Genomic DNA, 13,072 nt, shown 5'->3' with positions numbered 1-13,072 from the left:
GCGGCGTCCCGCGCGCGGTGGCGCCGGAAGACCGATCGACGACAGCACAGTGAAGGGAGCAACGCCGTGAGTCTCTACTCCTGGTTCGAGCGGACCGTGGCACGCGTGCCCGAAGCGGTCGCGCTGGAGGTCGGCGGGGAGCCGGTGAGCTACCGCCGGCTGCGCGACCTCGCCGACGGCCTCGCCGGGCGGATCCACGCCGAGGTGGGCCACCGTCCGCGTGCGGTCGGCCTGCTGGCCGCCCGCAGCCTGCCCGCGTACGCCGGTTATCTGGCCGCGCTGCGCGCCGGAGCGGTGGTGGTGCCGCTCAACCCGGCCTTCCCACCGGCCCGCACCGCCCGGCAGTGCCGGGACGCGGGCGTGGACGCGCTCGTGGTCGACGACGCGGGAGCGGCGACCGCGGCCCAGGTCGCGGGCGACGCGGTGACGGTACGCCTCGACGGCGCGCCCGCCGCCCCGCCGCCGGCCGCGCCGGTGGCACCGGACGACGTGGCGTACCTGCTGTTCACGTCCGGCTCGACCGGGCGGCCCAAGGGCGTGCCGGTCCGGCACCGCAACGTGGACGCGTTCCTCGCGTACTGCCGGGACCGCTACCCGGTCGGCCCGGGTGACCGGCTGTCGCAGACCTTCGACCTGACCTTCGACCCGTCCGTGTTCGACATGTTCGTCGCCTGGGGCGGCGGCGCCACGCTCGTGGTACCGCAGCCGGACGAGGTGCTGACGCCGGTGCGGTTCGTCAACGAACGACGGATCACGCACTGGTTCTCGGTGCCCTCGGTGGTCTCGCTGGCCCGCCGGATGCGGATGCTCTCCCCCGGCGCCATGCCCGGCCTGCGGCACAGCCTCTTCGCCGGCGAGCCGCTGACGCTGGAGCAGGCGCGGGCGTGGGCCGACGCGGCGCCGGGCAGCGTGGTGGAGAACCTCTACGGTCCCACCGAGCTGACCGTGACGTGCACCGGTCACCGGCTGCCGGCGGATCCGGCGGCCTGGCCGGCGACCTCCAACGGCACCGTCCCGATCGGCGACGCGCACCCCGGGCTGGACGCGATCCTGCGCGCCGAGGACGGCACCGTCGCTGTCGACGACGGTGAGCTGTGCGTGCACGGGCCGCAGCGGTTCGACGGCTACCTCGACCCGGCCGACGACGAGGGCCGGTTCGTCACGTACGCGGACCGCCGGTACTACCGCACCGGTGACCGGGTCCGCCGCGAGCACGGCACGTTCGTGCACCACGGGCGCCTGGACGACCAGGTGAAGCTGCGCGGCTACCGGATCGAGCTGGGCGAGATCGAGATGGTCCTGCGCGGCCACCCGGGGGTGCAGGACGCGGTGGTGCTGGCGTTCGGCACGGGTGACGACGTCTCCCTGCGGGCTGTCTACACCGGCGCCACCGGGATCACCGACGAGCTGACCCGCAGGTGCGCCGAGCGCCTGCCCGCCTACATGGTGCCGGCGCGGATCCACCACGTGGCCACGCTGCCCACGAACGCCAACGGCAAGACCGACCGGCGGCGGGCCGCCGACCTGGTCGGCAGCGCGACGAGAGGAGCACGGTGATGACCGGCACAGGGAACGGACAGGACCAGGAGCGAGCGTTCCGGTCGGTGGCCGGGCGCTTCGCCACCGGGGTGGCGGTGGCGACCGCCGTCGGGCCCGACGGCCCGGTGGGGATGACCGTCAACTCGTTCACCACCGTGTCGCTGTCGCCCCGGATGCTGCTGGTCTGCCTGCGGCGGGACTGCCGGCTGCTCGGCGCGGTGCGTCGTACCGGCCGGTTCGCGGTGACTGTGCTCGGCGACGACCAGCGCGAGGAGGCGGCCTGGTTCGCCAGCCGGGGCCGCCCGGCGGGCGCCGACGGCTTCGCGGGTGTGGCCTACGACGACGAGCGGGCGACCGGCTGCCCGCGGCTGACCGACGGGGTGGCGTACTTCGGCTGCGAGGCGGTATCCGCCGACCCGGCCGGGGACCACGCGGTACTGATGGGCGCGGTCCGCTCGGCGGGCCTGCTCCGGCCGACCCCGCCACTGCTGTTCGTGGACGGCGGCTACGCACGGGTCGCCGCGCCGCGGGAAGCGCAGGTGGCGCGATGAGCATCGGCGCCGCTCCCGGCGACCTGCGCCACCTGAGCCTGCGCGCGGCGCGGGCCGGGGCGGACGCGATCCGCGAGGCGCGGGGCCGGGGCTTGCGGACCGAACACAAGGGCGGCGCGGCCCAGGACCCGGTGACCACCGCCGACCACGCCAGCGAGCGGGCCATCCTCGGCCTGCTCGCCCGGGACCGGCCGCAGGACGCCGTCCTGGCCGAGGAGTCCGGTGCCAGCGCCGGCTGCTCCGGGCTGCGCTGGATCGTCGACCCGCTCGACGGCACGCTGAACTTCAGCCACGGTGCGAGCCGGTACGCGGTGAGCATCGCGGTGGCGACCGGCTGCGACGTGGGCGACGGCCAGGTGGTCGCGGCCACCGTCCTGCAACCGGCCACCGGCGCCTGCCTGGTGCTCGACGACGGCGGCGCGCTCGACGGCGACGCCCCGGTCGCGGTCAACCGGGGGGCCCGGCCGGGGCACGCCCTGGTGGCGTTCGCGGTGCCGAACGCGCCCGGGCCGCGACGGCGGGCGTACCAGGCGCTCGTCGGCGTCGCGCCCCGGGTCGCCGACCTGCGCAACACCGGCTCCACCGTCTGCGACCTGGCGGCCGTGGCCCGCGGCGAACTGGACGCGTTCGTCAGCTTCGACCCCGCGCCGTGGGACATCGCGGCCGGCGCGGCGCTGGTCGAGGCCGCCGGCGGGGTGAGCCGGCGGTGGCGCCACGACGGGTTCGAGGTCTTCGGCACCGGCGCGCCGGCCGTGGTGGCCGCGCTGGCCGGCTGGCTGGGCGACGACGGTACGGACGGCCGCGACACCATCGACGGCCGCGACGGCACCGATGACACCGACGAGGAGAGGGGAACCGACGATGACCGGCAGCGATGAGTTCCGGCTGGCGCTGGTGGGGGCGGGCCGGATGGGCCACCACCACCTGCGCGCCCTGGCCGACCACCGGAGCGTCCGGATCCGGTACGTGGTCGATCCGGTTCCGGCGGCACGGGAGGCGGTCACCGCGGCCGGGCTGCCCGCGTACCCGAGCGTGGAGGACCTGCTCGCGGACGCCGCGCCGGACGGTCTCCTGGTGACCGCGCCCACCGGGCGGCACGGCGCGCTGGTCGCGGCCGCCGCCAAGGCCGGGCTGCCGGTGCTGTGCGAGAAGCCGGCCGGGCTCGACCCGGCCGGGGCGGCCGAGGCGGGGCGGGTCGCCGCCGCCGCCGGGATCCCGTTCCAGGTCGCCTACTGGCGCCGGTTCGTCCCGCAGCTGTGCCGGCTGCGGGAGCGGATCGCCGGCGGCGAACTCGGCGAGGTGCTGTTCGTGGCCGCGGCGCAGTGGGACGGCGAGCCGCCCGCGGCGGCGTTCCGCACCGGCAGCGGCGGGATCTTCGTGGACATGGGCGTGCACGAGTTCGACCAGATCCGGTGGCTGACCGGGCAGGAGATCGACCGGGTCGCGGTGCAGCCGGCCGGTCCGGTAACCGACCCGGCGGTACGCGGCCGGGACGTGGACAGCGCGCAGGCGTTGCTCGGCCTGTCCGGCGGCGGCACCGCGCTGGTCTCGCTCGGCCGGCACCACCGCGGCGGCGACATGGCGACGGTGGAGGTCTTCGGCACCCGCGACCACGAGCGGCTGGCCTTCCTCGACCCGGCCGACGGGGACGCCACCATGTACGCGGCCCTGGCCCGCCAGGCGGAGGACTTCGCCGTGCTGGTCCGGGAGGGCCGGTCGGCGGGCGCCGGGGTGACGGACGCGGTGGCGGTGCTCGACGCGGCGCGGCGGGCGACGGCGCAACTGACTCCGGGTCACGAAGTACACACCGATCAGTGATTACTTGCACCATCTGGGAGCGATGCATTCCCCGGCCGAAGGTGGGAAACCCAGCCTTACACACCACACTGTGGACGGTGCGCCGGAGCGGGGGACGACATCCATGCGGTTCAGTGTTCTCGGTCCGTTGAGCCTGTACGCGGGCGACCGCCCCGTCATGCTGACCGGCACCAAGCCCCGCCTCCTGCTCGCCGTGCTGCTGCTGAGTCCGGGGCGCACGGTCGCCACCTCCCGGCTGGTCGACGGCCTCTGGCCGGAGTCGCCGCCCGCGTCGGCGGTACGCAACCTGCGCACGTACGTGCACCGGTTGCGGCAGACGCTGGACCGCGGCGGTGACTCGGCCGGCCGGCTGGTCCACGACGGCACCGGCTACCACCTGCGGGTCGACGAGGACGAGCTGGACCTGCTGCGGTTCCGTCGGCTCGCCGACGAGGCCCGCCGGGCCGCCCGGAGCGACCGGCCGCAGGCCGCCGCCGACCTGTTCGACCGGGCGGTCGACCTGTGGGGCGGGCACCCGCTGGAGGACCTGACGGATCTGGGCACCGACCTGGGCGCGACCGTCACGGCACTACGGGAGCAGCACCGGGAGATGACGACGGAGCTGATCGACCTGCGCCTGCGGCTGGGGCAGCCGGCGCGGGTCATCCCGTCGCTGCGCCGGATGGTGGCCGAGGAGCCGCTCGACGAACGACGGCAGGCGCAGCTGGTGACCGCGCTGACGCGGGAGGGGCGTGTGGCCGAGGCGCTGGCCGCGTACCAGCAGGCCCGGCGCGGCATCATCGACGAGCTGGGCGTCGACCCCGGCCCCACGCTCCAGGGCGCCCTCCAGACCGCGCTGGACGCGGACTCCGCCGAGGTCCGCCCACCGTCCGGCCGGCCCACGGCCCTCGGCGCCGGGCCCGTGTCGCCGCCCGGCCCGCCGACCAGCCCGCAGGCCCTGCCGATGAAGCCGCCGTCCCTGGTCGGCCGGGACACCACTGCGGGCCAGCTGCGCGCCATCGCCGAGGGGATCGCCGACCCGGCCGGCGCCGACGAGCACGCCGGTGTCGTGCTCGTCTCCGGCGCGCCGGGCGTCGGCAAGTCGTCGTTCTCGGTGAGCAGCGGGTACGACCTGGCCGACCTCTTTCCCGACGGTCAGCTCTTCGTCAGCTTCGACAGCGGCGACGAGCCGCCGCGCGGCAGCGGGCAGCTGATCCGGGAGCTGCTGGTCGAGCTGGGCGTACCGCTGACCGACGTGTCCGAGGACATCCGGGAGCGCTCCGCCGTGCTGCGGTGCGCGCTCGCCGGCCGGCGGCTGCTGCTCATCATCGACGACGTCGACTGCGCGCAGCAGGTGCGCCCGCTGTTGCCCGGGGCGGGCCGCAGCCTGGTCCTGATCAACAGCCGGCAGCGCCTGCTGGACCTGGACGTGGGCTGGCGGTTGACGCTCGGCGCGCTCGACCGGGCCGACGCGGTGGAGCTGCTGGCCACGATCGCGGGCGAGCGCCGGGTACGTGAGCAGCCGGAGGTGTTCGGCCGGATCGCCGCGGCCTGCGACCAGTTGCCACTGGCGCTGCGGATCGTCGGCAGCCGGCTCGTCACCCAGCCCGACGTGGCCCTGCCCGGCTTCGCCGCGCACCTGGAGGACGAGGAGAACCGGCTGTCGGAGCTGGCGGTCGGGGACATCTCGGTGCGCGGCAGCCTGTCGGTCAGCTACCAGGCGCTGGACGTCGACGCCCGCTTGGCGCTGCACGCGCTGGCCCGCGCCGACTCGTTCATCACCCCGGCCAGCGCGGTGGAGATCCTGCGCCTGCCCCGGCAGCAGGCCAACCGGATGGTGGAGCACCTGATCCAGCACAACCTGCTGGTGCCGGTCGACTCCTGCGCCCCGGCCGAGCGCTTCCATCTGCCGGAGTTGCTGCGGCTCTTCGCCCGCGAGTGCGTGGAGGCGCACGGCCGGCCGCTTCCGGCCTGAACACCGATCGCGGTGTGCGGGTCGGTGAGACCCGCACACCGCGATCGGGTGTCGCTACTTGAGGAAGCGGTCCAGCGCGGCCTCGATGGTGCCGCTGTCCGGCGACGCGTACGACTTCATCGTCACCTTGTTGTAGGAGATGAAGCTCGGGCACCGGGCGGCGGGCGCGGTCACCGTGCCGCCGTCGCCGACCTTCTCGCCGGTCTTGGCGGCGTGGAAGGTCAGGGTGTACCGCGAGGAGATGTAGTCGACGGTGACGACCTTGTCCTCGCTGTTCTTGTACTGGCACTTCTTCGGCGTGCCCTCGCTGCCCTCGACCATCTTGAGGCAGCCGATGACGGACACCGTGGCGAAGTCGGCCGACTTCGCGTAGTACGGCTTGGCCGAGCTGACCGTCTTCTGCGACCAGAACGACGGCCGGTCCGGGGAGTTGGAGAAGACGTACGCCTTCGAGCCCGCCGGCGCGGTGTACGGGGCGGCGTTGAGGATCGCTCCCCCGTCGCAGACCGCCGACATCTCGCTGGCGTACCGCGCGGTGATCGAGTTGTTGTTGGAGGGCCCGTCCGGCCCGGTCGACTCCGGGCCGTCCGCGCTGGGGGTCGCGGACGGGCTGGTGTCCGGCCCGGGGGTGGCGCTGCCCGACGCCACCGGCTTCGGGTCCTCCTCGTCGCCGTTGAAGGCGACGTAGGCGAGCCCGCCGCCGCAGCACAGCAGCGTCAGCGTGACCGCGCCCGCGGCGAGGCCGACGATGAGCCCCTTGCTCTTGCCTCCGCTCGGGGGCGGCGGGGTGGGCGCGTACGGCGCCGGCCCGGGGTAGCCCGGCTGCCCGGGGAACGGCGCCGCGGGCTGCGCGCCGTACGGCGCACCCGACCCGGGCTGGGCACCGTACGGCGCACCCGACGCGGGCTGGGCGCCGTAGGGGGCGCCCGACGCCGGGTGCGAACCGTAGGGCGCACCCGACGCCGGCTGCGAACCGTAGGGCGCGCCGGAGGCCGGCTGCGCGCCGTACGGGGCGTTCGGGTCGGGCTGGTTGCCCCACGCTCCGGCGTTCGGGTCCGGATAGCCTCCGTAGGGAGGGTGATTGTCACTCATCTGAGGTTCTTCCACCTGTCGTCCGTGGTTCCGGCGATCAACCACCCCGCAGCGTAATGACGCCTGCAAATTCACGATCGCCGACATTCGATACGTTCTTCACCAGCCGTGCCGGGGTCACTCCGGTGCGTACGTGCCCGGATCCGGCATCCGGCCGCCCATCAGGCGTGACGGGCCGGGGACCGTTGGGACGCAACGGATCGACCGATCGGCGACCGACCTGTACCCGACATCGGCGACGCCGAAAAGTGTGATGTACGCGACACCTCCGGCCGCTCGGCCGGACGGCGGCGGACCACATCCTGGACCGTCATTTAATGAGGTTCATCGATATTGACGCACGTCACAGGCGCGGACAGAATCCCAGCACCACCACCAGGACCCCTCCGGGAGGGCCCCATGAACCGTCCCCGCCTGCCGCTCCTGCGGACCGCCGGCCGGATGACCGCGCTCGTCGCGGCCGCCGCCGGCATGCTGCTCACCGCCGCCGCACCCGCCGTCGCCGCCGCACCCGCCGGTCGCTACGTCGCGCTCGGCGACTCCTACACCTCCGCACCGCTCGTGCCCACCCAGGTCGACCTGAACTGCCTGCGCTCCAACCGCAACTACCCGTCCCTGGTGGCGGCGTCCGCCGGCTCCTCGTCGTTCGCCGACGTGAGCTGCTCCGGAGCCACCACCGAGGACATCCTGTACGGCGGCGACGGGGCGCTGGGCATCGCGCTGCCGCCGCAGGTCAACGCCGTCACGCCAGCCACCGCGCTGGTGACCGTCCAGATCGGCGGCAACGACATCGGCTTCTCCGGCATCATCAGCGACTGCGCCGAGGCGAGCGTGAGCAGCCCGCTCGGCTCGCCCTGCAAGAACCGGTTCACCGCGGGCGGCACCGACCAGTTGCGGGCCCGGATCGCCGCCGCCGCGCCGAAGGTGGCAGCCGTGCTGCGGGCGGTCCGCCAGGCCGCGCCGAACGCGCGCGTGGTGGTGCTCGGGTACCCGGCGATCCTGCCCGACAGCGGCTACGGCTGCTGGCCGGTGGTGCCGATCGCCTACCAGGACGTGCCGTACCTGCGCGGCGTCCAGAAGGCGCTCAACACGATGCTGGCCGACACGGCGGCGGCGGGCGGCGCGAGCTACGCCGACGTCTACACGCCGTCGATCGGCCGGGACACGTGCAAGAGCAGTGGCACCCGCTGGGTGGAAGGGCTGGTGCCGCAGAACGCCGCCGCGCCGTTCCACCCGAACGCCCGGGGTGAGCAGGGCATGGCCACGGCCCTGCTGGCGCACCTGAACTGACCCGGCCGGGTGAGCCGGTCCCGCCGTGTCGGGACCGGCTCACCGCCGGTAGGGCGACGGGTCGGCGAACCGGTCGGTGGTCGTGACGAACCCCCAGCACTGCTTGGTGTTGAACACGACCGCGTCCTTGCAGTACGCCGGGCTGGACGTGGCGGTGGCGTCGGCGACCAGGACCGGGTTGTAGTCGCGGAAGTAGGCGCTCTCGATCGTGGTGCTGACGCACTGGTCGGCGTTGACGCCGCAGACGAACAGCGTGTGGATGCCCTGGGTGCGCAGCACCTGGTCGAGATGGGTGCCGTAGAACCCGCTCATCCGCACCTTCTCGACCATGACGTCGTCGTCGCGGATCAGCGGCTTCAGCTCGTCGACCATCTCGGCGCCCCACTCCCCGGCGGTGAGCACCCGCCCGTGGTCCAGCGGCTGGCCGATGCCGCACTGGTCGGGCGTGTGCTTGAACGAGTGCAGCGTCGGCGCGCCCAGGTTGCGCAGGTCGGGGCGGTTGTGCCAGTACACCCAGATGACGAACATGTCGTGGCGGCGGGCGGCCTCGACCGCGCGGACCACCCCCGGGACGGCCTCCCGGCAGGCCCGATAGTCCAGCCCCGAGCGGTGGGTCCAGCCGCCCTCGGCGCAGAAGTCGTTCTGCATGTCCACCACCGCCAGCGCGCCCCGCCGCGGGTTGTCGGCGAACGGCATCAGCTCCGCGTCGAAGCGGAGCAGGTCCTCCGGCGGGTCGTCCGGGGCGAGCAGGACGTGATCCGGATAGAGGTGCCACCTGTCGGTGCTGGCGGCGAGCTGCACGCCGCCGTCGCCGGTGTCCCCGTAGACCGCCCGTCGCCCCGCCATACCGTCCGTTCTAGCCGCCCGGCGGACCGGCCGGGCGGCTACGGCGGCAGTGCATCCGTACGGGTGCGGGCGTCAGACCCGGGTGATGCGTACCGCGTCAGCGACCACGTAGCCGGTCCCGGCGCTCCAGCGGCTCACCCCGACCTTGTCGCCGGTCCCGGCGGCGAGCGTGAACACGCCGAGCGAGACCCAGCGCCCGCCGCCGGTGCGCTGGTCGACCACCACCGACCGGTTGCCGGTCGTGGTGGCCACCAGGTACGGGGTGCGGTCGTTGTAGCCGGGGTCGGCCGGGTACCACACCGACACCTCGTAGGAGCCGGTCGCGGGCAGGCTCGCCCGGAACCAGGCCACGTCGCTGGACGCCACCGGCGCGGCGAAGCGGTAGTCGGCGCCGTAGCGCTGCCCGGAGTACGCGGAGGTGCCCCAGGCGGCGCCCGCGCTGAACCCGCCCGACGTGGCGTTGTCGACTGTGACGCTCCACGTCGCGGGCGGGGTGCCGGCCCGTACGTCCAGGTAGTTGCGGTCGATCTTCATGGTCACGCCGCCCCACGTCTCGGTGACGTCCCCGGCGTACTGGTGCAGGCGCTGCTGGTCGGCGTAGCGGTCGTCGGCGCAGTACGTGCCCCCGTCGGTGTCCGCGACGCCGTTCCACCAGGCGATCCAGATCTGGTCCAGGCGCAGGTACCGGGTGTCGTGGTAGGCGGCGCAGACGTCGGTGATGCCGGACGAGCCGCTGGAGTACATGCCGGCGAGGTAGCCGCGCGTGTGCAGGCGCTCGACCCAGCCGGAGAGGAAGGAGAGCACCGCGGCCCGGCAGCTCGCGTTCGACGGGTACTGCTCGATGTCGTTGTAGAGCGTGCTGCCGGCGCCGATGCCGAGCGCCACCGCCGCGGCGGCCGCGCTGTCCGCCGCGGTCCTCCCCTGCCCGCGGGCGGTGGCCGGGTCGGCGGACATCTTCGGCGTACGGGTGCCGCACGGCGCCTGGTAGCCCAGCTCGATGGGGATCAGCCGCCAGCCCTTGCGGGTCTGGTCGGCGACCCAGGTCGCGGTCAGGTTGGGTTGGGCGCACGTCCGGCTGCCGCCGCTGATGTAGACGCCGACCGCGCGGTACGGCGACGCGGTCAGCCAGGCGTCCATCGCGGCCTGCGACGGCGCGGTGCAGGTGTCGAAGCCCTTGCCGGTGAAGGTGCCGGGCTGCGGGCCGACCGCGGCGACGGTGGCCGCTGTCCCGGCGGCGGGCTGCGGCTCGGCGACAGCCGGTGTCCCGGCGCGGGCCGGGACGGCCGAAGCCTGCGCCGGTACGGCCGCGGCCGCGAGCACGGCGAGAAGTGTCAGGGCCGTGGCGATCGCTCTCATCGGCGCCCCTCCTGTGAAGGATTCCTCGCTCGACGGCGAGACTTGGGCAGGATTTCTACCACGCATCGACGGATGACGACAGATGGTGATGGCGAAAGTTTTCACGACGAAAACGATCATTGAAGGGTATCGACAGAACGGCAGATGCCGGTATAGCGTGCCCGCACTCACATCCGTCGATCGGTGAAGCGCCGTCACCCGAGGAGCGCCATGCCCACGTCACGATCCCCCCGTCTGCGACGCCGAGGTCTGCTCGGCGTACCCGCCCTGGTGGCCGCCGCCCTCGCGGTGGCCGTCCGTCCCGGTACGGCGCACGCCGCGCCGAAGGCCGAGTGCCTCGCCGACCTGCTCGGGGAGCAGTGATGGCCACCATTCCCTGGCTGGTGGACGTGCTGCGCGGCGCCGGCGTACAGGTCGTGGTCGAGGGCGACTGGCTCAACCGGATGCGCTCCGGCTCGTTCGACCCGATCGGCGTGCTCTGGCACCACACCGCCGCCACGTCCAGCGCCACCAACCCGCACCCGGCGCTGAACATCTGCATCAACGGCCGGTCCGACCTGCCCGGTCCGCTCTGCCAGGCCCTCGTGGACTACCACGGCGTGTTCCACGTGATCTCCGCCGGCCGGTGCAACCACGCCGGCACCAGCGGCGGCAGCGGCCCGATCCCGGCCGGGGACGGCAACACCCTGATGATCGGGTGGGAGATCGACTACAACGGTGTCGACCAGCGGATGACCACCGCCCAGTACAACGCGAGCATCGCGGCCACCGCCGCCGTGCTCAAGCGGCTCGGCCGGGACTCCAGCTACGCCCGCGGCCACCGGGAGACCAGCACCACCGGCAAGATCGACCCGTCCTTCATCGACCTGAACACGATGCGCGCCGACGTGGCCGCCAAGATGGCCGGCGGTGGCACCGGCTGGACGTCGATCGTGGACAACGCGACGGCGGGCCGGTTCACCGCGAGCGCGAGCTGGGGCACCTCGACGTACTCCGGGCAGCGCTACGGCGCCGACTACCGCTACGCGGACCCGGTCGCCGCGAGCGACGCGGCCTGGTACAAGTTCAACGTCCCCCGCACCGGCAACTACCGGGTCGAGGCGTGGTGGCCGGCGAACGCGGGCTACAACGCGGCCACGCCGTACATCGTCGCCACCACCACCGGCAACCGGACGGTCGTGGTCGACCAGCGGGCGACCGGCGGGCAGTGGCGCTCGCTCGGCACGTTCACGCTGCCGGCCGGGGACGCCAACCGCGTCGCGGTCAGCCGATGGAGCTCCGCCGCCGGCCTGGTCATCGCCGACGCGGTCCGGCTGACCGAGGTCTGACCCCGGGCGTACCGACGCGGCCGGGTGGGCGCCCCACCCGGCCGCGTCCGCCGTCGGTCAGCGCAGCGACCGGAAGGCGGCCCGCATCTCCTGGGCGAACAGCTCCGGCTGCTCCCAGGCGGCGAAGTGCCCACCCCGGTCGAGCGTGTTGTAGTGGATCAGGTTCGGGTACGCCCGCTCGGCCCAGCTGCGCGGCGCGAGCAGGATCTCGTCCGGGAACTGGCTCACCGCGGCCGGGACCTGGACGCCCTTGGCGGCGAAGAACGACAGCGCGTTCTGTGCGTAGAGCCGGGCCGAGGACACACCCGTGTTCGTGAGCCAGTAGAGCGTCACGTTGTCCAGGATGTCGTCGCGGCTCAAGCCGCCGGGCCGGCCGGCGAACGCGGCGCAGATCAGGTCCAGGCTCGCGGCGTCGTGGTCGAGCATGAACGTCGCCAGCCCGACCGGCGAGTCGGCGAGCGCGGTCAGGGTCTCCGGGCGGGTGGTCATGATCAGCGCGTACGCGGAGTGCTTCCAGAAGAAGTCGATCCGCTCGCAGGCGGCCCGTTCCTCGGCCGAGAGCCCGGACGGCAGGTCGGCGAGGGGGTTGTTCACGCCGGTGATGCCGGTCTGCAACAGCGCGTCGACGTCCGGCGGCACCACGCACGGCATGTTCGTGTGGATGCCGGCCAGTTCCGGCGGCGCCTGCACGCCGAGCATGTCGGTGATCAGCGCGCCCCAGTCGCCACCCTGGGCCACGAACCGGGTGTAGCCCAGCCGCCGCATCAGTTCGGTCCAGGCGCGGGCGATGTGCTGCGGATCCCAGCCGGGCCGGTCCGGCTTGCCGGAGAAGCCGTAGCCGGGCATCGACGGGATCACCAGGTGGAACGCGTCCGAGGCGTGGCCGCCGTGCGCCGTCGGGTCGGTGAGCGGACCGATGATCTTCAGCTGTTCGATCACCGACCCGGGCCAGCCGTGCGTGACGATCAGCGGCAGCGCGTCGGGGTGCGGCGAGCGTACGTGGATGAAGTGGATGTCCAGGCCGTCGATCTCGGTGACGAAGTTCGGCAGGTCGTTGAGCCGGGCCTCGACCTTGCGCCAGTCGTACCCGGTGGCCCAGTAGCGGGCGAGCGCCTGACTGGTCTCCAGCGGGACGCCCTGCGACTGGTCGTCCACGGTCTGCCGTTCCGGCCAGCGGGTGGCCGCGATCCGGTTCCGCAGGTCCTCCAGGTCCGCCTCCGGCACGTCGACGCGGAAGTCGCGGATGCCGGCGGCGGTACGCGTCGGCGTCATGGTCTTGACGGCCACGGGTTGTCCTC

General features: G+C 73.7%; 12 protein-coding genes. 8 read left to right on the top strand and 4 right to left on the bottom strand.

All coding sequences use genetic code 11. The annotated features are described in order from the left end of the window. Positions 1-66: 66 nt before the first annotated feature. The 5 genes from IF06_RS0103220 (at position 67) to IF06_RS0103200 (ending at position 5,862) form a co-directional block, all read left to right on the top strand. The gene (locus tag IF06_RS0103220) at positions 67-1,557 is read left to right on the top strand and encodes an amino acid adenylation domain-containing protein (protein WP_030268851.1); all 1,491 of its coding nucleotides are present in this window, start codon (positions 67-69) and stop codon (positions 1,555-1,557) included. Continuing rightward, on the top strand, positions 1,557-2,090 hold the full coding sequence (locus IF06_RS0103215) for a flavin reductase family protein (RefSeq protein WP_013285775.1): 534 nt from the start codon (positions 1,557-1,559) through the stop codon (positions 2,088-2,090). Before IF06_RS0103220 ends, IF06_RS0103215 begins: the two co-directional genes overlap by 1 nt. Then, positions 2,087-2,968, top strand: coding sequence for an inositol monophosphatase family protein (locus IF06_RS0103210; RefSeq protein WP_030268849.1), 882 nt, complete (start codon positions 2,087-2,089; stop codon positions 2,966-2,968). Before IF06_RS0103215 ends, IF06_RS0103210 begins: the two co-directional genes overlap by 4 nt. Further along, positions 2,952-3,908: a Gfo/Idh/MocA family oxidoreductase gene (locus IF06_RS0103205; protein ID WP_030268846.1), complete on the top strand. Its 957-nt coding sequence runs from the start codon at positions 2,952-2,954 to the stop codon at positions 3,906-3,908. Before IF06_RS0103210 ends, IF06_RS0103205 begins: the two co-directional genes overlap by 17 nt. A 103-nt stretch (positions 3,909-4,011) precedes the next feature. Continuing rightward, positions 4,012-5,862, top strand: coding sequence for an AfsR/SARP family transcriptional regulator (locus tag IF06_RS0103200; RefSeq protein WP_030268844.1), 1,851 nt, complete (start codon positions 4,012-4,014; stop codon positions 5,860-5,862). A 54-nt stretch (positions 5,863-5,916) separates the two neighbouring features. On the opposite strand, the gene IF06_RS0103195 is transcribed toward IF06_RS0103200, so the two are convergent. Continuing rightward, the gene (locus tag IF06_RS0103195; protein WP_030268842.1) at positions 5,917-6,954 is read right to left on the bottom strand and encodes a hypothetical protein; all 1,038 of its coding nucleotides are present in this window, start codon (positions 6,952-6,954) and stop codon (positions 5,917-5,919) included. Between the two features lie 399 nt (positions 6,955-7,353). Between IF06_RS0103195 and IF06_RS0103190 the strand changes: the two genes are divergently transcribed. Continuing rightward, the gene (locus IF06_RS0103190) at positions 7,354-8,244 is read left to right on the top strand and encodes an SGNH/GDSL hydrolase family protein (RefSeq protein WP_030268840.1); all 891 of its coding nucleotides are present in this window, start codon (positions 7,354-7,356) and stop codon (positions 8,242-8,244) included. A 39-nt stretch (positions 8,245-8,283) separates the two neighbouring features. On the opposite strand, the gene IF06_RS0103185 is transcribed toward IF06_RS0103190, so the two are convergent. Both IF06_RS0103185 and IF06_RS0103180 read right to left on the bottom strand, forming a co-directional pair. Further along, entirely contained in the window at positions 8,284-9,090 is an 807-nt protein-coding gene (locus IF06_RS0103185) for a cysteine hydrolase family protein (RefSeq protein WP_030268837.1), read from the bottom strand. 72 nt (positions 9,091-9,162) lie between these two features. Beyond that, on the bottom strand, positions 9,163-10,446 hold the full coding sequence (locus IF06_RS0103180; protein ID WP_030268834.1) for a glycoside hydrolase domain-containing protein: 1,284 nt from the start codon (positions 10,444-10,446) through the stop codon (positions 9,163-9,165). A 210-nt stretch (positions 10,447-10,656) separates the two neighbouring features. Between IF06_RS0103180 and IF06_RS33830 the strand changes: the two genes are divergently transcribed. Together IF06_RS33830 and IF06_RS0103170 are read left to right on the top strand one after the other, a co-directional pair. Further along, a complete protein-coding gene (locus IF06_RS33830; RefSeq protein WP_013285768.1) occupies positions 10,657-10,809 on the top strand; it encodes a hypothetical protein in 153 nt (50 codons plus the stop codon). Then, complete coding sequence (locus tag IF06_RS0103170; RefSeq protein WP_030268833.1) at positions 10,809-11,774, top strand: N-acetylmuramoyl-L-alanine amidase; 966 nt, start codon at positions 10,809-10,811, stop codon at positions 11,772-11,774. Before IF06_RS33830 ends, IF06_RS0103170 begins: the two co-directional genes overlap by 1 nt. 57 nt (positions 11,775-11,831) lie before the next feature. Here IF06_RS0103170 and IF06_RS0103165 read toward each other — a convergent pair whose 3' ends face one another. Then, on the bottom strand, positions 11,832-13,061 hold the full coding sequence (locus IF06_RS0103165; RefSeq protein ID WP_084588785.1) for an epoxide hydrolase family protein: 1,230 nt from the start codon (positions 13,059-13,061) through the stop codon (positions 11,832-11,834). Positions 13,062-13,072: the final 11 nt, after the last annotated feature.

The organism is Micromonospora globosa (genome assembly GCF_000717585.1).
GTDB classification, from domain to species: Bacteria; Actinomycetota; Actinomycetes; order Mycobacteriales; family Micromonosporaceae; genus Micromonospora; species Micromonospora aurantiaca.
This window is presented reverse-complemented; position numbering and strand designations above follow the sequence as displayed.

What these genes read in the sequence shown, in the direction of transcription:
- IF06_RS0103215 (WP_013285775.1), top strand. Translation starts at nt 1,557, where the DNA reads ATGACCGGCACAGGGAACGGACAGGACCAGGAGCGAGCGTTCCGGTCG.
- IF06_RS0103210 (WP_030268849.1), top strand. Translation starts at nt 2,087, where the DNA reads ATGAGCATCGGCGCCGCTCCCGGCGACCTGCGCCACCTGAGCCTGCGC.
- IF06_RS0103205 (WP_030268846.1), top strand. Translation starts at nt 2,952, where the DNA reads ATGACCGGCAGCGATGAGTTCCGGCTGGCGCTGGTGGGGGCGGGCCGG.
- IF06_RS0103200 (WP_030268844.1), top strand. Translation starts at nt 4,012, where the DNA reads ATGCGGTTCAGTGTTCTCGGTCCGTTGAGCCTGTACGCGGGCGACCGC.
- IF06_RS0103195 (WP_030268842.1), bottom strand. Translation starts at nt 6,954, where the DNA reads ATGAGTGACAATCACCCTCCCTACGGAGGCTATCCGGACCCGAACGCC.
- IF06_RS0103190 (WP_030268840.1), top strand. Translation starts at nt 7,354, where the DNA reads ATGAACCGTCCCCGCCTGCCGCTCCTGCGGACCGCCGGCCGGATGACC.
- IF06_RS0103185 (WP_030268837.1), bottom strand. Translation starts at nt 9,090, where the DNA reads ATGGCGGGGCGACGGGCGGTCTACGGGGACACCGGCGACGGCGGCGTG.
- IF06_RS0103180 (WP_030268834.1), bottom strand. Translation starts at nt 10,446, where the DNA reads ATGAGAGCGATCGCCACGGCCCTGACACTTCTCGCCGTGCTCGCGGCC.
- IF06_RS33830 (WP_013285768.1), top strand. Translation starts at nt 10,657, where the DNA reads ATGCCCACGTCACGATCCCCCCGTCTGCGACGCCGAGGTCTGCTCGGC.
- IF06_RS0103170 (WP_030268833.1), top strand. Translation starts at nt 10,809, where the DNA reads ATGGCCACCATTCCCTGGCTGGTGGACGTGCTGCGCGGCGCCGGCGTA.